This is a genomic window from uncultured Winogradskyella sp. (assembly GCF_963975125.1).
In the GTDB taxonomy this organism is placed as follows: Bacteria; Bacteroidota; Bacteroidia; order Flavobacteriales; family Flavobacteriaceae; genus Winogradskyella.
Map to the genome: position 1 here is coordinate 1 of NZ_CAXBGB010000024.1, position 20,815 is coordinate 20,815.

At 33.8% G+C, this 20,815-nt stretch carries 19 protein-coding genes and 1 pseudogene; 7 read left to right on the forward strand and 13 right to left on the reverse strand.

The features are described 5' to 3' along the window. A pseudogene (locus AAC053_RS05185) lies at positions 1-224 on the reverse strand (phosphoribosylglycinamide formyltransferase); the annotation flags it as partial. 181 nt (positions 225-405) lie between these two features. Here AAC053_RS05185 and AAC053_RS05190 point away from each other — a divergent pair. From AAC053_RS05190 to pyk, 5 genes are all read left to right on the forward strand, one after another. Then, positions 406-639, forward strand: a complete 234-nt coding sequence (locus tag AAC053_RS05190; protein WP_008269813.1) for an acyl carrier protein — start codon at positions 406-408, stop codon at positions 637-639. Between the two features lie 13 nt (positions 640-652). Beyond that, entirely contained in the window at positions 653-1,903 is a 1,251-nt protein-coding gene (fabF, locus tag AAC053_RS05195) for a beta-ketoacyl-ACP synthase II (protein WP_339753676.1), read from the forward strand. A 7-nt stretch (positions 1,904-1,910) separates the two neighbouring features. After that, positions 1,911-2,651, forward strand: a complete 741-nt coding sequence (gene rnc / locus AAC053_RS05200) for a ribonuclease III (RefSeq protein ID WP_339753679.1) — start codon at positions 1,911-1,913, stop codon at positions 2,649-2,651. A 133-nt stretch (positions 2,652-2,784) separates the two neighbouring features. Further along, positions 2,785-3,264, forward strand: a complete 480-nt coding sequence (locus AAC053_RS05205) for an IPExxxVDY family protein (protein ID WP_339753682.1) — start codon at positions 2,785-2,787, stop codon at positions 3,262-3,264. 1 nt (position 3,265) lies between these two features. Beyond that, the gene (pyk, locus tag AAC053_RS05210) at positions 3,266-4,708 is read left to right on the forward strand and encodes a pyruvate kinase (RefSeq protein WP_339753685.1); all 1,443 of its coding nucleotides are present in this window, start codon (positions 3,266-3,268) and stop codon (positions 4,706-4,708) included. Positions 4,709-4,825: 117 nt separating this feature from the next. On the opposite strand, the gene AAC053_RS05215 is transcribed toward pyk, so the two are convergent. The 3 genes from AAC053_RS05215 to dinB all read right to left on the reverse strand — a co-directional run bounded on the left by AAC053_RS05215 (position 4,826) and on the right by dinB (position 6,761). After that, positions 4,826-5,077, reverse strand: coding sequence for a hypothetical protein (locus tag AAC053_RS05215; protein ID WP_339753688.1), 252 nt, complete (start codon positions 5,075-5,077; stop codon positions 4,826-4,828). Positions 5,078-5,458: 381 nt separating this feature from the next. After that, positions 5,459-5,614: a hypothetical protein gene (locus AAC053_RS05220; RefSeq protein ID WP_339753691.1), complete on the reverse strand. Its 156-nt coding sequence runs from the start codon at positions 5,612-5,614 to the stop codon at positions 5,459-5,461. 46 nt (positions 5,615-5,660) lie between these two features. Beyond that, entirely contained in the window at positions 5,661-6,761 is a 1,101-nt protein-coding gene (gene dinB / locus AAC053_RS05225; RefSeq protein WP_339753694.1) for a DNA polymerase IV, read from the reverse strand. Between the two features lie 96 nt (positions 6,762-6,857). Here dinB and AAC053_RS05230 point away from each other — a divergent pair, with 96 nt between their 5' ends. Beyond that, positions 6,858-7,331 (forward strand): CYTH domain-containing protein, encoded by a 474-nt coding sequence (locus AAC053_RS05230; protein ID WP_339753697.1) that lies wholly within the window; start codon positions 6,858-6,860, stop codon positions 7,329-7,331. 111 nt (positions 7,332-7,442) lie between these two features. Here the strand turns inward: AAC053_RS05230 and AAC053_RS05235 are convergent, their stop codons facing one another. The 4 genes from AAC053_RS05235 to AAC053_RS05250 form a co-directional block, all read right to left on the reverse strand. Next, a complete protein-coding gene (locus AAC053_RS05235; protein ID WP_339753700.1) occupies positions 7,443-9,356 on the reverse strand; it encodes an OmpA family protein in 1,914 nt (637 codons plus the stop codon). 19 nt (positions 9,357-9,375) lie between these two features. Then, a complete protein-coding gene (locus AAC053_RS05240; protein WP_339753703.1) occupies positions 9,376-10,281 on the reverse strand; it encodes a type IX secretion system membrane protein PorP/SprF in 906 nt (301 codons plus the stop codon). Positions 10,282-10,314: 33 nt separating this feature from the next. Continuing rightward, positions 10,315-15,366 carry a gliding motility-associated C-terminal domain-containing protein gene (locus AAC053_RS05245; protein ID WP_339753705.1) on the reverse strand — a complete coding sequence of 1,684 codons (5,052 nt, stop codon included), beginning with the start codon at positions 15,364-15,366 and terminating at the stop codon, positions 10,315-10,317. Between the two features lie 227 nt (positions 15,367-15,593). Continuing rightward, positions 15,594-16,547 (reverse strand): endonuclease/exonuclease/phosphatase family protein, encoded by a 954-nt coding sequence (locus AAC053_RS05250; RefSeq protein ID WP_339753708.1) that lies wholly within the window; start codon positions 16,545-16,547, stop codon positions 15,594-15,596. Positions 16,548-16,619: 72 nt separating this feature from the next. Between AAC053_RS05250 and hflX the strand changes: the two genes are divergently transcribed. Next, entirely contained in the window at positions 16,620-17,831 is a 1,212-nt protein-coding gene (gene hflX, locus AAC053_RS05255; RefSeq protein WP_339753711.1) for a GTPase HflX, read from the forward strand. A gap of 50 nt (positions 17,832-17,881) precedes the next feature. On the opposite strand, the gene AAC053_RS05260 is transcribed toward hflX, so the two are convergent. The 5 genes from AAC053_RS05260 to AAC053_RS05280 all read right to left on the reverse strand — a co-directional run bounded on the left by AAC053_RS05260 (position 17,882) and on the right by AAC053_RS05280 (position 20,801). Further along, positions 17,882-18,787 carry a DUF3078 domain-containing protein gene (locus AAC053_RS05260; RefSeq protein WP_339753713.1) on the reverse strand — a complete coding sequence of 302 codons (906 nt, stop codon included), beginning with the start codon at positions 18,785-18,787 and terminating at the stop codon, positions 17,882-17,884. A gap of 140 nt (positions 18,788-18,927) precedes the next feature. After that, positions 18,928-19,434: a DUF2480 family protein gene (locus AAC053_RS05265; RefSeq protein ID WP_339753717.1), complete on the reverse strand. Its 507-nt coding sequence runs from the start codon at positions 19,432-19,434 to the stop codon at positions 18,928-18,930. 55 nt (positions 19,435-19,489) lie between these two features. Further along, positions 19,490-19,816, reverse strand: coding sequence for a DUF59 domain-containing protein (locus AAC053_RS05270; protein WP_339753720.1), 327 nt, complete (start codon positions 19,814-19,816; stop codon positions 19,490-19,492). A 1-nt stretch (position 19,817) separates the two neighbouring features. Beyond that, positions 19,818-20,240, reverse strand: coding sequence for a SufE family protein (locus AAC053_RS05275; protein WP_339753723.1), 423 nt, complete (start codon positions 20,238-20,240; stop codon positions 19,818-19,820). Between the two features lie 30 nt (positions 20,241-20,270). Then, positions 20,271-20,801, reverse strand: coding sequence for a hypothetical protein (locus AAC053_RS05280; RefSeq protein WP_339753726.1), 531 nt, complete (start codon positions 20,799-20,801; stop codon positions 20,271-20,273). Between the last annotated feature and the right edge of the window lie 14 nt (positions 20,802-20,815).

Sequence of the window (20,815 nt, forward strand, 5' to 3'; positions counted from 1 at the left end):
TGTGATGCTTTGAGAATATTTAAGACATCTTCAGATTTAGAGAAGGCAATTCTATTAAAAGATAAGGCGCTAACATTCAATTTTTTACAACGATCCAATACTTTGGCATGAGGATTGTTAGTTAGTACCTGAATAGCAGAAGCATTATCTCTGTTGTGAAAAAACTTAATTAGATTTTCAGCATTACTTCCAGAACCGGACGCAAAAATTACAATACGTTTCATTTACAGACAATCAATGTTATATTATTCAAACAAAAAAAAGAATAATAATTAACAATTAGGGCAAAACAGAAAGACTTTACTAATTTTTAGTAAATTAAAAACACATTTTATCGGTAAAGGTGATTTTTAAAATAAAGTTTTTTATTTTTGCCATCTAATTAAAACTTAAAATTAAAAGATTATGTCAGACATTGCATCAAGAGTAAAAGCGATTATCGTAGACAAATTAGGTGTTGATGAAAACGAGGTTGTAACTGAAGCTAGCTTCACTAACGATTTAGGAGCGGATTCATTAGATACTGTTGAATTAATAATGGAATTTGAAAAAGAATTTGATATTCAAATCCCAGACGATCAAGCTGAGAACATTGCAACAGTTGGTCAAGCTATTTCTTACATAGAAGAAGCAAAATAAGAACTTTATTTTTATGGAATTAAAGCGAGTAGTAGTTACCGGTTTAGGTGCACTTACACCAATAGGCAATACCAAAGATGAATATTGGGATGCACTTATTAGTGGAAAAAGTGGTGCCGCACCTGTGACACATTTTGATGCTGAAAAGTTCAAAACGAAGTTCGCTTGTGAAGTAAAAAACTTTGAAGTTACTGACTTTATTGATAGAAAGTTAGCGCGTAAAATGGATAAATTTTCGCAGTACGCAATGGTAGCTTCGGATGAAGCTATTGCAGACTCGAAACTAGATCTTGATACGATAAACAAATTAAGAGTTGGAGTAATTTGGGGTGCTGGTATTGGTGGTTTAGAAACATTTCAACAAGAGGTGTTAAACTTTGCTGCGGGTGATGGTACACCTCGTTTTAATCCATTCTTCATTCCAAAAATGATTGCTGATATAGCACCAGGAAACATATCTATAAAATATGGTTTCATGGGACCTAACTATACAACAGTTTCTGCTTGCGCATCTTCTGCAAATTCAATGATCGATGCTTTAAACACTATTCGTTTAGGACATTGTGATGTTATAATTACAGGCGGAAGTGAAGCTGCCGTTACTATTGCAGGCATGGGAGGTTTTAATGCTATGCATGCTATGAGTACTCGTAACGAAAGTCCACAAACAGCTTCGAGACCATTTGATGCAACTAGAGATGGCTTTGTATTAGGTGAAGGAGCGGGTTCTATTGTTTTAGAAGAGTATGAGCATGCAAAAGCAAGAGGTGCTAAAATCTACGCTGAGGTTGTCGGTGGCGGTTTATCTTCTGATGCATATCATATGACGGCACCACATCCAGAAGGAATCGGTGTTGTTGCGGTAATGAAAAATTGTTTAGAAAACGCTGGTTTAAATCCTGAAGATGTAGATCATATTAACACTCATGGCACATCGACACCATTAGGTGATGTTGCTGAGTTAAAAGCTATATCTGAAGTGTTTGGTAGCCATGCTAAAAACATAAATATTAATTCTACAAAATCTATGACAGGTCACTTGTTGGGTGCTGCTGGAGCTGTTGAGGCAATTGCTTCAATTATGGCAATGGAGCATGGTTTAGTACCACCAACAATTAATCACGAAACGGTTGACGAAAACATAGACCCAGAATTAAATTTAACACTCAATAAACCTCAGAAAAGAGATATTAAAGTTGTAATGAGTAATACCTTTGGATTTGGCGGTCACAACGCTTGTGTGTTATTCAAAAAATTAGATTAAATCCCGAATGAGCTTCATTCGTAACATACTAAATTCCCGTTCTCCAGAAGACGGGAATTTTTTTTTACAGCTTAGAGAAATCTTAGATTTTAGGCCAAAATCAAAATCACTTTATGTAAAGGCATTTACACATCGTTCCATGAATATTAAGGACAAAAAAGGGAATACTTTTAATTACGAACGCCTAGAATTTGTTGGTGACGCTATGCTAAGTTCTGTTATTGCAGCCTATTTGTTTGAGAAAGTACCTCAAGGGGACGAAGGCTATCTTACCAAAATGCGTTCTAAAGTTGTAAGTAGAGAGCATCTTAACGAATTAGGTAAAGATTTAGGACTTATTGATTTGGTTCAAAGTAGAATTCCGAAATCTAATTTTGGAGATAATATTCACGGCAATCTGTTTGAAGCATTAGTCGGCGCAATTTATTTAGATAGAGGTTATAAGTATTGTGAGAATTTTATTTATAAGCGTGTTATCAATCCTTACGTAGATATAGAAACTTTAGAGGGAAAAGTGATTAGCTATAAGAGTTTGCTTATAGAATGGTGTCAGAAAGAAAAAAACACGTTCAATTACAATGTATATGAAGATACGGGTAATGATGAATTAAAACACTTCTCAGTTAAACTTAGTATTAACGATAAAGTTGTATCTAAAGCAAGAGCAACTTCTAAGAAAAAGGCAGAGGAAAAAGCATCTAAACGCGCATTTTTTGCATTTCAAAAACAAATTACTAAGTTAATTTAGGCTGTAAATTCAATCTAAGACTTAAATCAATTAAACTATAACGTTTTCGTTAGTTTTATGGGTTAAGATTAACCAAAAGTTAATATAGTTAACCTATTATTATTCTATATTTACGATTCAAAGTTATGACTATATGGCTTTACACAAACTTCTGGTAGATGATTTCTATGACGACACCTACAAACTCATTGCTATTCATTGTAGGCTAGAAGATTATCGTTTAGCCTATTTACTTAATCAGAATTTAGACTTAAACTTAAAGCGTAAGTCAGAAGATTTAGACTTTAAATATTTAGAGTCATCATACAGTATTTTTGAATGGAATAATGAAGCACAATATGTCACCTGGAATTTAGTTTCAAATGCGTGTAAAAAAGAAGAAGATAGCTTATACAGTACAGGAACTTTGTTTAAAACCAATGAAAAAGTACTTAAAACGTTCCATTTAATTTCAGAATATAATAAAGTGGATTTTTTTATAAAAATTTCTAACGAAATTCAGAATGTAAATGAAAAAGTAATCTTAAGTAGGTTACAAACAATTCCACAGATAATAACAAGTTATACGGTAGATCCGTTAAAGATAAAATCTAAAGATCATTTAATTTTTTGAATTGATGTCCAATAAGAAAACAAAAATAGTAGCCACATTAGGCCCAGCAACGAGTACAAAAGAAGTTTTAAAAGCCATGCTCGATGAAGGAGCTAATGTATTTAGAATAAACTTTTCTCATGCTGATTATAAAGACGTTGAAGAACGTATAAAAATGATTAGAGAACTCAATGATGAGTTTGGTTACAACGCATCTATTTTAGGGGATTTACAAGGCCCGAAATTACGTGTTGGGATGATGAAAGGAGAGGTCATTGTTAACGAAGGTGACGAAATTATTTTTGCTACTGGAGAACGTTTTGAAGGCACAAAGGAGCGCGTCTATATGACGTATGATAAGTTTCCGGAAGACGCAAAACCCGGTGAACGCATTTTATTAGATGACGGAAAATTAATTTTCGAAGTCGTTTCTACTGATAAGAAGACTGAAGTAAAAGCGAAAGTGATACAAGGAGGCCCATTAAAATCTAAGAAAGGTGTAAATCTTCCTAATACAAACATTTCTCAACCAGCATTAACAGAAAAAGATATTGAAGATGCTATTTTTGCTATTGGTCAAAAAGTGGATTGGATGGCATTGTCTTTTGTAAGACATGCTGAAGACTTAATGCAATTAGAAAAGTTGATTAATGAACATAGTGATCATAAAATTCCAATTATAGCTAAGATTGAAAAACCAGAAGCCGTAGAGAATATTGATAAAATTGTAGCTTATTGTGATGGTTTAATGGTTGCTCGTGGTGATTTAGGTGTAGAAATTCCTGCAGAAGAAGTGCCATTAATTCAAAAGCAACTAGTACTTAGAGCGAAGCGTGCTAGAATCCCTGTGATTATTGCAACACAGATGATGGAGACTATGATTACAAGTTTAACGCCAACACGAGCTGAGGTAAATGATGTTGCTAACTCTGTTATGGATGGTGCTGATGCTGTAATGTTATCTGGTGAAACTTCAGTGGGACAGTATCCTGTGCAAGTGATTCGCCAAATGGCAAATATTATACGAAGTGTTGAGGATTCTCCATTAATTGAAGTACCACAATCTCCACCACACATTCGTACCAAACGGTACATTACAAAAGCAATTTGTTATCATGCAGCCAATATGGCGAATGAAATTAATGCAACAGCCATTTCTACGTTAACCAATAGTGGTTATACAGCCTTTCAGATTTCTGCGTGGAGACCTTCTGCTCATATTTTAGTTTTTACATCTAACAGACGTATTTTAACTCAACTAAGTTTACTTTGGGGTGTTAAAGCTTTTTATTATGATAGATTTGTAAGTACTGATGAAACTTTAGAAGATGTAAATGCGATTGCTTGTAAAAAAGGTTATTTAGAAGTTGGTGATATGCTAATTAGTTTAGCAGCAATGCCAATACAAGCTAAAGGGATGGTAAATACGTTGCGCGTTACTGAGATTGAGAATTGTAGTTTTTAGGAGGTTTAGTTAATGTCTCTGATAAAAAAACGTTTTTTATTAAACGTTAATGTAGTTCGGTGAAAATTTTGAAAAAGTCAAGTAATTATTTTATTAAAATAGAGTCTTTTAAAGCATCTATTGAGTATTTAAATACGCGCTAAAATCTACCTGATATATTCTACTTGCTCCATTATCATATCTATTAATCTCAGAGAGCAATTCTTCTGTATTACTAAAACCATTTTCTTTTTGTGCTACATTATTTCTTTGGCTTGTAAAATACAGTGTGTTATTATTTACAAAAGGACAGAAGTCGGTTTGCTTTGAGTTGACTTCCGATCCAAGGTTTTCGGCTGTAGCCCATTTGCCATTTATTTTTTTACTCATATATAAATCACCAGTACCAATGCCATCTGGTCGTCGCCTGCCACCAAAGATGATATAAGATTCATCCGGTGCAATAAAGGCATTGAATTCTGCACCCTTGGTATTAACGGATTTACTTAAAGGAACAGGTGTGCTATAGGTGTCGTTCTTCCATTCACTTAAAAAGATGTCGTCTGCAGATTCTAATTCTTTTTTGATACTCGTGAAGTATATATTATTGTTAAGTGCAACTGCTGGATAAAATTCATCAGCTTCTGTATTTATTGGAGCTCCGATGTTTTTGGGCTGAGACCAAGCAGAAGTTTTAGATGTGCGTTCTACACACCAAATATCAAAGTCGTTAGTACTATCTTTTTAGATGCAAAATACAACCTTAAATTATCAGGAGAGAGAAAAGGTTCTAGATACAGCAAAAGGTTGAGCACCTTCTTTTGGTGCTTCCGTTTTTGTAATACCAGTAGAGGTTTCTTCTTTTTCTTTGCAAGCCCTAATAGCAAATACTAAATGAAAGATGAGAACATAATTTAAGAATTTCATATTTGGTTGTTTTTATTAGCTTTATAAACTTAAGACAATCAAATGACTAAAATTTGAATTTTAACTGAACGCTAACAGATCCTTTCTTAGCCTTAGTTTTATTTTGGTTCGTATTCAAATTAGACAATGAAATTCCTAAAAGACGAACAGAATTATTCAATTCATTTTGGTATAATAAATCTTTAGCTGTATCTAGAATAATAGCTTTCTCGCTCACGTAATAGGGCAATGTTTTACTTCGAGTTTGTAAGGTGAAGTCACTATACTTTATTTTTAATGTTACTGTTTTTCCTGCGACTGTACTTTTATCTAATCGTCGAGATACCTCTTCTGCGATATGCTCTAGTTTTTCGAGCATAAAGATTTCAGAAGATAGATTTTTATTAAACGTACGCTCTGCAGCTAAAGATTTTCTTATTCTATTTGGTTTTACCTCACTGTTATGGATACCGCGTACAACATAATAATAGTAACGACCAGACTTCCCGAAGTTTTCTTCCAAATACTCAAGGTTTTTAACTTTTAAATCCTTTCCCGTAAAAATGCCTTTTTGATACATTTTCTCTGCAGTTACCTTGCCGACACCGTAAAATTTGCGAATATCCAAATCTTCTAAAAACTTAAGCACATCTTCAGGGTTCACAGTTTTCTGTCCATTTGGTTTATTATAATCGCTGGCGACTTTAGCTATAAATTTATTTATAGAAATACCTGCAGAAGCAGTTAAGCCAACTTCTTCATAAATCCGTTGTCGTATCTCTTGCGCAAGCAAAGTAGCACTAGGAAGGCCTTTTTTGTTTTTTGTAACATCGAGATAAGCTTCATCTAAAGATAATGGCTCTACCAAGTCTGTATAATCATAAAAAATAGATTTTACTTGTTTCGAGATTTCTGAATATCGTTCAAAATCAGTTTTAACAAATATAAGTTTTGGACATAGTTTTATAGCTAGGCGACCAGGCATAGCACTTTTTACACCAAATTTTCTGGCTTCGTAGCTTGCAGCACTTATAACACCTCTTGTTTCACCACCACCTACAGCAATCGGTTTACCTTTAAGTTCTGGATTATCCATTTGCGCTACAGAGGCATAAAACGCATCCATATCTACATGAATTATCTTTCTTATTGGTAAATCGCTAATCATGCTGTAAATTTACGTATTCCTGCGAAGGCATAAATCTTTTTCTTTTTTTAAAGAAGTTAAATTCTAAAATAGATTCCCAGTTTTGTGGGTGATAAAATGATAGAAATTGAACGTAAATTTATAGTCAATTCTCAAGTCTTTAAAACTGAGGCTTACAATAGTTATTCTATAAAACAAGGCTTTTTAAACAGTCATAAAAAGCGAACTGTACGTGTAAGGCTGAAAAATGAAAAGGGTTATTTAACCATTAAAGGAAAATCTACTGAAAATGGTTTATCGCGGTTTGAATGGGAGAAAGAAATTCCATTACTTGAAGCGGAAGCACTTCTACAACTTTGCGAAAGTGGAATTATAGATAAAAGACGTTATGAAGTAAAATCTGGAAATCACATTTTTGAAGTCGATGAATTTTTTGGTGATAATGAAGGTTTAATTTTAGCGGAGGTAGAACTAAAATCTGAAAACGAAGCCTTCGAAAAACCAAATTGGTTAGGTAGAGAGGTAACAGGAGACATAAAATATTATAATTCTCAATTGAGTAAAAAACCTTATCGAGAATGGACATACTAAAAAAGCTCTGAAAGCTCTGAGCGTTTATAATTTTTAAATGTAATTAAATCCTAAAAAAAAGCCTATCACTTTAACAAAAGGATAGGCTTAACAATACTATTATTTTATAATCTATTTTGTTTCTGAACCACCACTTACTATTATAAACTCTGAACGTCTGTTTAATTGGCGTTCTTCGTCTGTACAGTTAGTTCCACAATCTACTTTTGGTTCAGTTTCTCCTTTACCCATTCCAGAGATTCGAGATGCATCTATACCTTTAGAGATAACATACTGAACCGTAGTTTTTGCTCTACGATCCGATAGTGCTAGGTTGTATGTGCTAGAGCCTATGTAATCTGTATGTGAAGTTGCGTTAATTACAAGATCTGGATATTTGTTCATTATCTGTACAAGCTTATCTAACTCAAAAGCGGCTTTAGTTGTAACATTAGATTTATCAAAATCAAAATAAATAGGATTCAGCTCTATGCGATCTGCAGCAATTAATTTTTCAATTGGGTCTAATGAAATTTGCACATTATTTTCTTCTTCATTAGTGCCTTTGACAGCCACCTTTTTACTATCGTAATCATCTAGTATTACTTCTAACTCTGTATCTGTTTCGCACTCAACAATAAACTCAGCAATACCTTCCGCGTTGGTTGTCTTAGAGACAACTTTATTACCTTCCGCATCATATAAAGAAACTGAAGCTCCGCTTAATGGCTCACGTGTCTTATCATCTAAAACGGTAGCTGTAATTAATACATCACAAAGTGGTTGTAACTTTTTAAATGCATAAACATCATCACTACCCTTACCACCATCTCTGTTTGATGACACAAAACCTTCCTCAGAACCTTCATCTATAGTAAAAGCAAAGTCATCACCATTACTATTAATAGGAATACCAACATTTCTAATTGGTGTTGTTTTACCGTCAATTTCTTTAGTATAGAATACATCCATTCCTCCTAAACCTAGATGACCGTTAGAAGAAAAATAAAGTGTATTTGTACTACTAATATAAGGGAACATTTCCTGTCCTTCAGTATTTACTTTTTGACCCATGTTTTGTGGCTCACCTATTGTTCCATCAGAATTTATTGATGCTTTATAAATATCAAAATTACCAAAACCACCTGGCATATTAGAGGCAAAGTACAATGTGTTACCATCAGAACTTACAGATGGATTTTTTACTGAGTAATTTTCACTATTAATAGCTAAACTCTCTATTGTATCCCAATCTTCGGCTAGTTTAGTTGCCTTAAAAAGGTATAATTGGCTATAACGTGTCTTACTTAAAGAATCTTTTTCAAAATCTTTTTCAAAATAACTCTCTCTAGAAAAATACATCGTTTTCCCATCTGGCGTAAATGATACTAAACCTTCATGAAATTTAGTATTAATCTTATCGTTTGCCATAGTGGCTGCTTGGTAAGAACCGTCTGAATTTTTAGCCAGCGTATAGATATCTAAGAATGGTTGGTCATTCCAACCATAAGTCTTACGATTGTCATTACGACCAGAAGTAATGTATAATTTTCCGTCATGAATTGTACCGCCAAAATCTGCTTGTTCAGAGTTAAAATCTGCATTCTGAACATTAAATTTCTTTCCCTGTTCTAATATTTTCGGGAGGTAATTAGGATTTTTTCTAAACGCAGTAGCTCTATGATCTGATGGGCGCATTGATGCAAAACGTTCCATTTGTTGGTTAGATGCTTCGTACTTACCGTTGGCTTTAAGCATTTGAGAATACTTATAAACCATTTCTGGATTATCAGAGGATTCTAGAGCTTTATCATACCAACGTTCGGCTTCAACAGTATTAAAAATATTGTAATAGCTTTCTGCAAGTTGACTGTAAACATAGGCATCTCCCTTTCCGTTTTCTATTAGCTTATTGTAACTTTCTGCAGCTTTCACAAATTCAAATCTTGAGAATTGTTTATCTGCTTTCTTGGTAGCTTTATTTTGTGCAGTTAAGCATAAGCTACTCATCAACGTAATAAATAATAATGTTTTTAAGTTTTTCATAATGGTTTAGCTTAACTGATTAAAAGTATCTTGGTGAACGAGAAACACGTTTTGGAAAATTTAGGTCGAATAATAACATCACTTCATGAGATGCTGGTGCATAGGCTTTTATATCTGATGTTACAGCATCGTATGCATAACCAACCCTTAGCGAAGGTGTGAGAGAAAAATTTATTAATCCAGAAAACGAATCATCTGTTCTGTAGGAGGCTCCAATTTCAAATTTCTTAAAAAATCGGGCATTTAGATTAATATCAAAAGATGTAGGCGCACCAAATGCAGATTTCATCATAAATGAAGGTTTAAATTCTGTATTTGGTGATAAATCAAAGACATAGCCACCAGTTAAGAAGTAATGTTGAGTTTCTGATCCTATTTTAAAACCATTGGCATCTAAATGTACAGATGATAACATATTGGGAACCGATAGCGCTAAATAATATTTGTTGGTATAATAAAAGAAACCAGCACCTATATTAGGAGTAGTCTCATTTATGTTATTTTGAAAGAAAGGATCATCTTCATCAATAAGATCAATATCTGTTAAACCAATGTCGTGAAAAGTTGCACCAGCTTTAACACCAAATGCAAGACGATGCTCACCTCCGAGTCTTAAGGTATATGAAACATCAGCATAAACATTTGTTTCTTTAACAGGGCCAATTTGATCTGCGATAACAGACAAACCTAAGCCAAGATTATTACCAATAGGTGAATGCCCGAAAAACGTTCCTGTTTCTGGCGCACCATTAATGCCTGTCCATTGAGTTCTATACAATAACCCGAAAGAGAGATTTTCTCTAGAGCCTGCATAGGCTGGATTAATGACATTCATATTATACATGTACTGTGTGTACTGAGGGTCTTGTTGTGCATGCGTTTGGAATGCCAAAAGCAAGACCGCTATAATAGAGAGTTTTTTCATTATAATTTAAGTTGATTCAAGTTAGTTAGTTGATTATCTGTTAATGTATATCCAAGCAGTACGTTTTTTAGTACCACCTTCATATTCCATTGTATAAAAATAAGTACCTACAGGAAGTTCTTCACCATCGTTGGTTTGTCCTACCCATTCATTAGTATAATCCCTTTTAGAGTAAACAAGAGTGCCATTTCTATTAAATATTTCGAGTTTAGTTACACCGTAACTACTTAAATCGAAATTATCGTTGAAACCAGGAGTAACACCTGGTGAAATTCCTTGAGGAATTACACAAGATTCTAATTCCATAACAAATGTGGTTATAGTATTAACACAACCTGTAGCATTGAAAGTAATTTCTGCAGAGTAATCACCTTGTAATAAAACAGTATCTAATGTTAAGTCATTTGCACCTGCAATTTGCACTCCATCTAAGAACCAGTTTATCGATACATCAGCAGAGGTAAAGTTAGATGGCATAATACCAATAAGAATTGGAACTGTAGCGTTAGGACATACTTCATATTCGAATTGAGGATCAAAAGTAGCTAGAGGTACAATATTAACTTCTAAGTTAAATGATGTAGTGTCGTAACAACCTGTAATTGTATTCTCAGCTCTAACATAGATAGTTTCACCTCCACTAGAATATAGACCTAATATAGCACCAGTGCTGTTTTCGGCATCGTCTTGCGATGTATGATAAGTGATTACAACATCTGGGTTAGTAGTTATTTCATCATCGATAGAAGTTAAATCAAATTCTGTCACACCATCTACACTACCATCTATATCATCACAAACGATAAAGTCAGCAGGTTGCGTTATTGCTGGTCTTGCATTAACTATTAATTCTACTTCAGATAAAGAACGACATCCTAAGTATCCGTTAGTGGCTGCATCTGTATCTTCTACTCTAATTATTAAGGTTTCACCAGATGAATTATATATTGAACTCACAGCATTTATAGCCTGATTAGCATCTGCTGTATTAGTATAATAGCTAACTGTAAATCCAGCACCTAAACCAAGAGCAGTAGATAATGCGTCTAAGTCGAAATCTTCAGTGCCATCTGCAACAGGGCCATCACAAACTGTAATATTTTGAAGGGCAACAGTACCTGCGTTATCATATAGATTTACTATTACAATTTGAGAAAACGCGTCATCACCACATTGATTATCAAATGCTTGTACTTGGTAATTGTTAGATTCTGTAACTGTAAGTGTAGCAGAGGTTTCTCCAGGCATAACAAAACCATCTTTATACCATATATAATCATCTGCAAAAGGTGAATCTGTTTGGATAACTATAGAATCGAATCCACAAAGAGAAACTTCATCAGCTTCCGCTGGGTCATTATCTGGGTCTATCGGCACTTCATCACTAACTATAGCAGCAGAAATCTCAGCTTCAATAGTTCCATTGTCAATTCCACCTGCATTGGTTTGTTCAATAGTGATATTACCTGCATTACCGTTAAAGTTAGTAACTAATAACATGTAAATTTCATCAGTTTGTGCATTATCAATAGTGAGGTTTTCAATTGAAGCTGCTGAGTAGCTACAATCTACAATATTACCAAATGGATAGAAGTTAGGGTTTGTAGTATTATTAGGACATGTTGGACAATCCTCTAGAATAATATCTATACATGCTTGTTCAATAGAATCAAAAGGTCCCCATATCACAAAATCAACATCTAGTCCGTTTCCAGTATCGTCTTGTTGATTTATTTCAATTTCGATTGTACCAGGGTCTCCAATTTGAATAATATTCCAAGTTGGGTTTGGCGCAGTAAATAAACATGCAACTTGTCCACTACTAGGAATTCCAATAATATTTGCTGTAGTAAGAGCTCCACCTACAGAACAAAAATTCTCTGCATTGTCACAGATAAGATTGCTTGGTGCTTCTCTAATACATAAGTCGAATGTAGAAGTTTCAGACACACTTCCACCGCTAAATATTCTGATATAATAGGTGTTTCCAATGACTAAAGCAGTTGTAACACTAGAGTCATCATTAGAACAGTATAGTTCGGTTAAAGTACCACAACTACCTTCATAAACAGCGTGATCTATGTTTGTAGTGCCTCCAACAATATTTATAATAGATATAATTTGAACCTCACTTAAAGCAGTGAATTCAAACCATACATCATCATTTGGCGTTCCTGTACAACTACCAGAATCGACTCCGGAAGGGGTTGCTGCAAGAATTGTACCCGATGTTACTTCATCACATGTAGCACCATCATTTACAACAGCAACAATAGCACCATCACAATTATCATTTTCTGGTGGGCAGGCTAATAATTGTATAGCCGCACTATTAATTATACAGTTAGTATCTTGATCGTTGCTAATAGTAACAACAACATCTACCAAGAAAGGAAAAGGACCTATTTGATATATTCCAGCTTCAGTAATTGAATCTGTTGTATCACCATTTATATTATTAGAAATTGTTAATGATGTAGCATCGCCTATACTAGTTATATCTACATCTATTAAAAATTGGTCTCCATTATCACAATCATCTATAACCGCGTAAGTAGCCTGTGGGTTAATACATGTTGCACAAGAAACAGTGTAGTTTATACCACCTACTAGGGCTGCACTACCACTACCACAACTCACAGAACTATCAGAATTAATGAAGAACGAGATTGTATCTCCTGTGGATTGAAAAGTTAGTCCAGCAATATTACCACCAGCACCATAATTTTGATCAGCTACAGCAAAACCAGGAAATGGAGTTCCGTCAGAATCTATAACGACTAGCTCATCCCAATTGTTTTCTACAAAGCCAGAGTTAAAATTAAGATTGAGTGGCGTACCATCATTACTTGTAAAAGTGAAAATGAAAGGATTATTAGCTCCACCATTTTCATAACAATAATCTTGAGTTAAAGGGCCTCCTGTTGTACAATCTATAGTAAAGTTTGATTGTGGCGTTGTTGTAAATGTAAATGGCCCTGTGAAAGTAGATGTTTCAGCAGTACAAATAGCCTGAACATAAAAATCATAATCTGTATTTTGTGTTAAACCAGCTAGGTTAAAAGGGTTTGTAGTTACACCATTAATAGCAGTGCCTGTACCTTGAACAAAACCTGCAGGTCCCCATTCTATATTCCAAGATGTTGCAGAACCATTTTCTGTCCAACCTAAATCAGCTGAACTCTCTGTTACAGTAGTTGCAGTTAAATCAATTGGGAAAGGACATGTAGGGCCTTCTTGAATACAAACATCGGCAGTTCCATTTTGACCATCTCTCCAAATAACAGCAACGTAAGTGTTACCAGGAGTAAGACCTCCAATTATCCCTGAGTTATCACCAGCATCAAAACCATTATTTGTACAATCTGATACTGCAGTTCCTCCACAAGCATCATATACTTCTAATCCTATGTCAGCCGCAGCTCCATCAAAATTAATTATTACTGAGCCTACAGCAGGTGCTGTAAAGCTTATAAAATAGCCAAAATTACCGAACCCATCACAGGAAGGGTTTTCATCGTTAGCGTCAATATCTCCACCATTTGCAAAGTTAAAAGTAACAGAATTACTTCCATCACAGATAGTTTCAACAGGCATTGAAAAAGCGTTAGTGCATGTCTCGCCTGGTGTAGCAGTTACAAAAATCGATGGGCCAGATAGTGTTGAAGATGTGGCTGCACAATTAGTTAATATGTAATAGTTATATGATGTTCCAGCCGTTAAGCCTGTTAGTGTATAGGTTGTAGTAGTAAGACCGTTAACAACAGTGCCTGTTCCTGGTGTAAAACCAGCAGGACCCCATTCTAAATCCCATGTAACACCCGTTGCACCTAGATCTGTCCAAGATAAATCAGCAGATGTTTCAGTAATATTTTCAGCGATTAAACTAGAAGCAGGGATACATTCTGGCGCAGCAGTAACATTAACAGTGAAATCTGCTGTAACACCAAAAGAACCATCATAACAAGGGTTTGGTGTTGATTGGCCAAAATCAGCAGAACCCATTCTCATATTATAGATACCTTCAGGGACATTTGGCATTACAAAAGAAGCGTCAAAGATTGTTGGATTAGCATTCGTTGTTTCACCTTGAAAAACAAGTTCTGTAACATTATCATAAACTAAATCGTTATTGAAATCTATCCAAACATTAACATCATAAGTATATCCTGAAACGAAAGTAATCATAAAATTAGCCGTTACACCAGCAGCTAAATCTACTGTTGGTGAGGTAAAGTCTTCAAAAACTACATCTCCTGCCGATGTAAAGTTTTCGGCACCTAATTGTGCATCAGCAATACCATCATTATCATTAGATGAAGGAATGGATTCGCAATAACCAGTTAAGAAACTAAATGGACCGACCCATTCGCTTAAGCCGTTTCCGGCACAATCAGCTTGGTAGTAAACAAAGTAATTAGAAAAAGGGGTTAAACCCGTCAAAGAGGCTGTAGGTGTTGTATTTACAGTTACCGAACCAGCTTCTTCACCATTACCAGGCGTAAAATCTGTGTCAGCATTATATTCTAGATTCCATGTTGTTTCAGAATCTCCAGCTGTCCAGTTTAAATCAACAGAAGTTGTAGTGCCGTTTGATGAAGCCATACCGATAGGAACAACACAAGTTGGACTCTCAAATAAAGTAACTTCTATATTCGACCAATCTGCATCAGAACCACCAAAACTCTGATCTAAAACTAAATCCATAAATCCATCCGCGTTAGGATCATAGATAGCAGATAAATCTCCATCGAAAGTTAAAGTTGTATCAGCATTACTAGTAAGACCACCAGTAGTTGCTGGGTCTATAATCACAGAACCAGCTGTAGTTGTAAGTGTAATTTCTGCTTCCGCAGACCATGGATTTCCTCCACCGGCTACCCAATCTACGGTAATAGAAAATGAATCATAAGAGCCAGTTGATGATGCAGCTACACCTGTAGAATTTATAGCATCATTAAGATTAATTGTAACTGGTGCACCAGCAGCGACATTTGTTGGGCCAACTATTGGATTAAAAACATACTGGGCATTTGCGGTAAGTAAAAAACCAAGCATGATTAATAATAGAGTAATTTTTTTCATTGCGAATCTGTTTATTAAAATTATTTAATCCCTTATAATACGCTGATTATAAAGGAATTGATTTATTGAATATAACTTGGGACTAGAATAGATATTAATTACGTTGGTTAGACGTTTTTATTATGCCCACCCGAATATATAAAAAATGACTATTAACAAGATGTTAACATTGCTATAATAGATTAACTACCTTAATAATCGATAAAAGGGTTTTTATTTTCACACCTTTAAGAAGGCTTAAATTGAATGTAAACAGGAAAATGATCGCTATAACCACCTTTATATTTTTTACCGACATAAGTTCTAAAAGGTTGTCCTTTATATTTACCATGATACTGAGTTAAAATCTTAGTATTAAATACATCAGCAATATCAAAATTTAATGTAGAATTATTAGTGTCAAAAAAGTTAGTGGAAAATAGAATTTGATCAAATAAATTCCATTGAAAATTATAACTTAAGCTTCCTTTATATTGTGACCAAACGGTTTTAAACGGATTGTATAACTCACTTTCTTTTTCCATTAAAGCGATGCTATCATTGTTTGGGTTGTCATTAAAATCTCCCATTACTATAATCTTAATATTGGGATCTTCCTTTTTTATAGTTTTAATTATAGAATTCACCTTATTTGAAGCTGCTAAACGTTTAAATTCAGTTTCCTTTTCACCTTCTCGTCGAGAAGACCAATGATTAACTATAATATGTAAAGGCTCATTATTTAAAACACCTTGTACCAAAAGGATATCTCTAGTATAATCTTGCTCTCCAAATTCTGTTTGGAGATAAACAGAGAAAACTTCAGAATTCTCAACTTTAAAAATATCACTTTTATAAAGGAGTGCTACGTCAATTCCTCTTTCGTCTGCGGAATCATAATGCACAAAACTATAGCCTTCTTTAATTAAGTTTTTACTCCACACTAAATCCGACAGGACTTTTTTATTTTCAACTTCAGCCAAACCTACAATTGTAGGAGCAGATTCAGTATCCTCTTCACCTATTTTAGAAATCACAGTGCCTAATTTTTTAAGCTTATTTTTATAGCGTTTTGGTGTCCATCGTTTGGCTGAAGTTGGCAAGAAATCATCATCATTAGTTAAGGGGTCATTTTCTACATCGAATAAATTTTCGATATTATAAAATGCTACTGTGTAAGAAGTATGGTTGTTATTAGTCATGGCAATAAATATATGGTTTTAAAACCTTAATCTAAATAATGCATTTGCTTAACTTTGTACTTTAATTACTTTATGATAGAAAAAAAAGATACCGCGTTAGAAAAAGTTGTTTTAATAGGAGTTATTACTCAAGATCAAGACGAAGAAAAATCTAAAGAGTATTTAGACGAGTTAGAGTTTTTAACCTATACAGCAGGTGGTGAGGTTATAAAGCGTTACACTCAAAAAATGGCTATGCCTAATCCAAAAACTTTTATTGGTACAGGTAAGATGGAGGACGTAAGACGTTTTGTTGAAGAAAATGAAATTGGCACTGTAATTTTTGATGACGAATTATCACCAGCGCAAGAGCGAAATATTAGTAAGATACTTAATTGTAAGATATTAGACAGAACTAATTTGATATTAGATATTTTTGCGCAACGTGCACAAACGAGTTATGCAAGAACTCAGGTAGAATTGGCACAATGCGAATATTTATTACCAAGACTAAAAGGAATGTGGACACATCTCGAAAGACAAAAAGGTGGTATTGGTATGAGAGGACCTGGTGAAACAGAGATTGAAACTGATAGACGTATAGTAAGAGATAAAATTTCATTATTAAAAGCCAAGATTAAAACTATTGATAAGCAAATGGCTGTGCAACGTGGAAATCGTGGTAAAATGGTACGCGTAGCATTGGTTGGTTATACCAATGTAGGTAAATCTACTTTAATGAATGTGGTTAGTAAGAGTGACGTTTTTGCAGAGAATAAACTTTTTGCAACTTTAGATACGACGGTAAGAAAAGTTGTTATTGGTAACTTACCATTTTTAGTGAGTGACACCGTAGGATTTATTAGAAAATTACCAACCCAATTAGTAGAATCCTTTAAGAGCACATTAGACGAAGTTAGAGAAGCCGATCTGTTATTGCATGTAGTAGATATTTCACATACTAACTTTGAAGAGCATATAGATTCTGTTCATCAAATTTTAGATGAAATAGAAAGTAAAGACAAACCAACTATAATGGTGTTTAATAAGATTGATGCTTATGAAGCAGAACCTTTTGATGAAGAAGATTTAATAGTTGAAAGAACAAAAGCTAATTACAGCATTGAAGAGTGGAAAAAAACGTGGATGTCTAGAATAGGTGATAATGCTTTGTTTATTTCGGCATTAAACAAAGAGAACCTAGATGAATTTAGAAAGCGAGTCTATAAAGAAGTAAGAGAAATACATGTGACACGTTTTCCTTATAACCATTTTTTATATCCAGATGTTGAGGATATAGAATAAAAAAAGAGATCTAAATTTTAGATCTCTTTTTTTATAAATGTAATTTGTTCTTAGAAAGCGTAGCTTAAACCTATAGTATAATAAGATTGTATTTTGTTATCAGCATCTTTTAAATCTACAACTTGATAATTAGCAGCTTCTTGTTTGTTGCTTCTTAAAGCAAAATCAAAACCAACACCAATCATTTTCCATAGTGTGTAGCTAAATGAGTTTGTCCATGTCCAGTTAGATAAGTCGCTAGACTTATAACTTTGAAATGTTGAGAAATTAGTCTTAAAGTTGATAGCACCTATTGATCTTGTATAGTCTGCAACGATTTTTGCACCAGTAGAAGATTCGAATACTGAATCATTATCTGCAAACACAAAGTTGTAGTTTAATGGGTGAATTACCACAATTAAATTTTCAACAGGAGTCCATGTTGCACCAACACCAAGATCTAAATATCCAGGATCATTAAAGTTATCTAATAATGTAGTTCTATACTCCATTAAACCAGAAACAGCCCATTTTTTACTTATGTTACGTCCGTAAAGTGAAGATATATTAAATACATCCGTTGTAGGTTCAAAATCAGAATCAATGTCGTCACTAGTGTCATCTAGCTTTACCCAATTTAAATTAGCTGTTAAAGCATTTCTCCAGAAGTATTTTTCTTCAATTTTATTAGCAAAGGCATTTATCGTTAACCCAATATTTCCTGAAACATTATTTGGTGTACCTTGAGCGAACCAATCATTAAAGTTAGATAAACTTCCACCTATGGTACCAAAAGCTCCAGTTCTCCAACCTGGTAGAGCATCAATTTGTGCTTGTATTGCATTAGCTTCTCCTTGAAACTTGTCTGCTTCTGTTTGTTTTTCAGCTTTTTGAGCCTCTAACTCGTCTTTTGTTTGAGAAAAACCAAGAGAAATAGCAAATATTAAGGATGCCGTTAAAAGTAATTTTTTGTTCATAATAAATTAAAATTTAGTAAATATATAGTTGTTAATTGGTTTCCGATATAAGTCTTTAATGATTTCTGTTAAAAAGATTAAATGAAGAACCCTTTGCTTATTAGACATAAATATTGAGATAAAGTCACATTTTTAAGACATTATTTTCTCTTGAAAAGTGGAACGGAGGAACAAGCTTCACCAAACATAATAGATTTTGCAATTGGTTTTAATCTTTGCGAGAGTAGAACCAAAGCATTTGCTGGTACTGGTTTGTGAGAACAACCTTTAATAATTACAGGCATGTCTTTGTATAGTGTTAGATCTAGTTCTGAGATTATTGAAGTGTAAATTATAGATTCTAATTCTTCTAATGTACCAATTACGGTGAGTTTAGAATACTCTTGAAGCTGAATAGATATTAACATATAAGCCCAATCTGGTACAATGGCATCAGTAGAACAATAAAGTGCCAGATAACAATCTTTATATTGAGACCAATCGTGTTCGGCTACAGAAACCCTAAAATCTTTTTCTCTTAGTACTAAACCTTCAAGTAACCAATCTTTAATATCGAAAGAGAATCGCTTACCATCAGGATAGTAGTCCTCTAGATCGATAACTTTTAGTTTGCTATTGGCAACTCTGTTTATTATTTCCTCTTTCATTCAAATTTTGGTAGAAGTAAGCACTGAAAATTGCGACTGAAAATTTTAAATTAGATTAGAGCATTCCAAGCTCTAACTTGGCTTCTTCACTCATTAAATCTTGAGTCCAAGGCGGATCGAAAGTAATTTCTACTTCGGCACCTTTAACTTCGTTTATTGATTTTACTTTTTCTTCAACTTCTAAAGGTAAAGTTTCAGCAACAGGGCAATTAGGTGTTGTTAAGGTCATTAATATTTTCACATCAAAATCTTCATTAACAAATACATCATAAATAAGACCTAATTCATATATGTCAACTGGAATTTCTGGATCGAAAATAGTTTTTAAAACCCTTACGATTTTATCTCCTAAAACATTTGTGTCTATAGTTATATCACTCATTTTAATTCAATTGTGTTTGGTACGCAATAGCATACAGTTTTAATTGTTTTATCATACTTACCAAGCCGTTAGCTCTGGTTGGAGATAAATGTTCTTTTAAACCAATTTTATCAATAAAATCTGTATTGGCTTCAATGATGTCTTTAGGATGCTGATTAGAAAATACTCTTATTAATATAGCAATGATGCCTTTGGTAATAATTGCATCACTATCTGCTGTAAAGTTTACTTTATCATCTTTCATATTGGCATGAACCCAAACTTTGCTTTGGCATCCTTTAATAATATTATCTTCAGTCTTATATCTATTTTCTATTAGAGGCAATGTTTTCCCTAAATCAATCATGTATTGGTAGCGTTCTTCCCAATCTTCAAACATAGAAAACTCATCAATAATTTCGTTTTGTACTTCTTCAATTGTCATGGCCTAATACTTTGCTGCGAAATTACAAAATCACTTTTGCTTTATAGCACTTTCTTTAATGGATAACACTTTATTAACGAGTTCTTCTATCACTTTAGGAGGATGACCATCATCAAACGAAGGTGTTATAAAGGCAAGATCACCCTTTATTAAAGATAAGGTTGTATGTGCTGCACCATCAAATAAGCGCTTATCAGTCGGAGCTTTCAGTTTTTGAAATGCTTCTACATCTATTTCTTTGATGAGTCTGCTTAAATCATCCCAGTCTTTTTTCTCATATTTATAAGCGTTCATTTCTATGAGATTTCTATCGGAAGAAATTAAAACTTCTAATTCTGAAATTTGAATATACTCAAAAGTCCCTCTAGACATAGCTTTATAAATAACCGTTGTTTTATTGTAATTATCTTTAACAATGTCACTTTTTTTAATTGGCATTTCTTTACTAGGCTTTGATGCTACAACTGGCTCAGACTCTTTAGAGTTTGAAACAACTTCTTTGGTTGAATTACAAGATTCGGTAACCATGATAAGGGCAAAAAGGCTAAATAAAATTTTCATAATAAAGTGTTTAA

What these genes read in the sequence shown, in the direction of transcription:
- AAC053_RS05220 (WP_339753691.1), bottom strand. Translation starts at nt 5,614, where the DNA reads ATGAAATTCTTAAATTATGTTCTCATCTTTCATTTAGTATTTGCTATT.
- rnc (WP_339753679.1), top strand. Translation starts at nt 1,911, where the DNA reads ATGAGCTTCATTCGTAACATACTAAATTCCCGTTCTCCAGAAGACGGG.
- AAC053_RS05235 (WP_339753700.1), bottom strand. Translation starts at nt 9,356, where the DNA reads ATGAAAAACTTAAAAACATTATTATTTATTACGTTGATGAGTAGCTTA.
- fabF (WP_339753676.1), top strand. Translation starts at nt 653, where the DNA reads ATGGAATTAAAGCGAGTAGTAGTTACCGGTTTAGGTGCACTTACACCA.
- AAC053_RS05240 (WP_339753703.1), bottom strand. Translation starts at nt 10,281, where the DNA reads ATGAAAAAACTCTCTATTATAGCGGTCTTGCTTTTGGCATTCCAAACG.
- AAC053_RS05245 (WP_339753705.1), bottom strand. Translation starts at nt 15,366, where the DNA reads ATGAAAAAAATTACTCTATTATTAATCATGCTTGGTTTTTTACTTACC.
- AAC053_RS05280 (WP_339753726.1), bottom strand. Translation starts at nt 20,801, where the DNA reads ATGAAAATTTTATTTAGCCTTTTTGCCCTTATCATGGTTACCGAATCT.
- AAC053_RS05250 (WP_339753708.1), bottom strand. Translation starts at nt 16,547, where the DNA reads ATGACTAATAACAACCATACTTCTTACACAGTAGCATTTTATAATATC.
- AAC053_RS05205 (WP_339753682.1), top strand. Translation starts at nt 2,785, where the DNA reads ATGGCTTTACACAAACTTCTGGTAGATGATTTCTATGACGACACCTAC.
- AAC053_RS05230 (WP_339753697.1), top strand. Translation starts at nt 6,858, where the DNA reads ATGATAGAAATTGAACGTAAATTTATAGTCAATTCTCAAGTCTTTAAA.
- AAC053_RS05265 (WP_339753717.1), bottom strand. Translation starts at nt 19,434, where the DNA reads ATGAAAGAGGAAATAATAAACAGAGTTGCCAATAGCAAACTAAAAGTT.
- dinB (WP_339753694.1), bottom strand. Translation starts at nt 6,761, where the DNA reads ATGATTAGCGATTTACCAATAAGAAAGATAATTCATGTAGATATGGAT.
- AAC053_RS05275 (WP_339753723.1), bottom strand. Translation starts at nt 20,240, where the DNA reads ATGACAATTGAAGAAGTACAAAACGAAATTATTGATGAGTTTTCTATG.
- AAC053_RS05190 (WP_008269813.1), top strand. Translation starts at nt 406, where the DNA reads ATGTCAGACATTGCATCAAGAGTAAAAGCGATTATCGTAGACAAATTA.
- AAC053_RS05260 (WP_339753713.1), bottom strand. Translation starts at nt 18,787, where the DNA reads ATGAACAAAAAATTACTTTTAACGGCATCCTTAATATTTGCTATTTCT.
- AAC053_RS05270 (WP_339753720.1), bottom strand. Translation starts at nt 19,816, where the DNA reads ATGAGTGATATAACTATAGACACAAATGTTTTAGGAGATAAAATCGTA.
- AAC053_RS05215 (WP_339753688.1), bottom strand. Translation starts at nt 5,077, where the DNA reads ATGAGTAAAAAAATAAATGGCAAATGGGCTACAGCCGAAAACCTTGGA.
- hflX (WP_339753711.1), top strand. Translation starts at nt 16,620, where the DNA reads ATGATAGAAAAAAAAGATACCGCGTTAGAAAAAGTTGTTTTAATAGGA.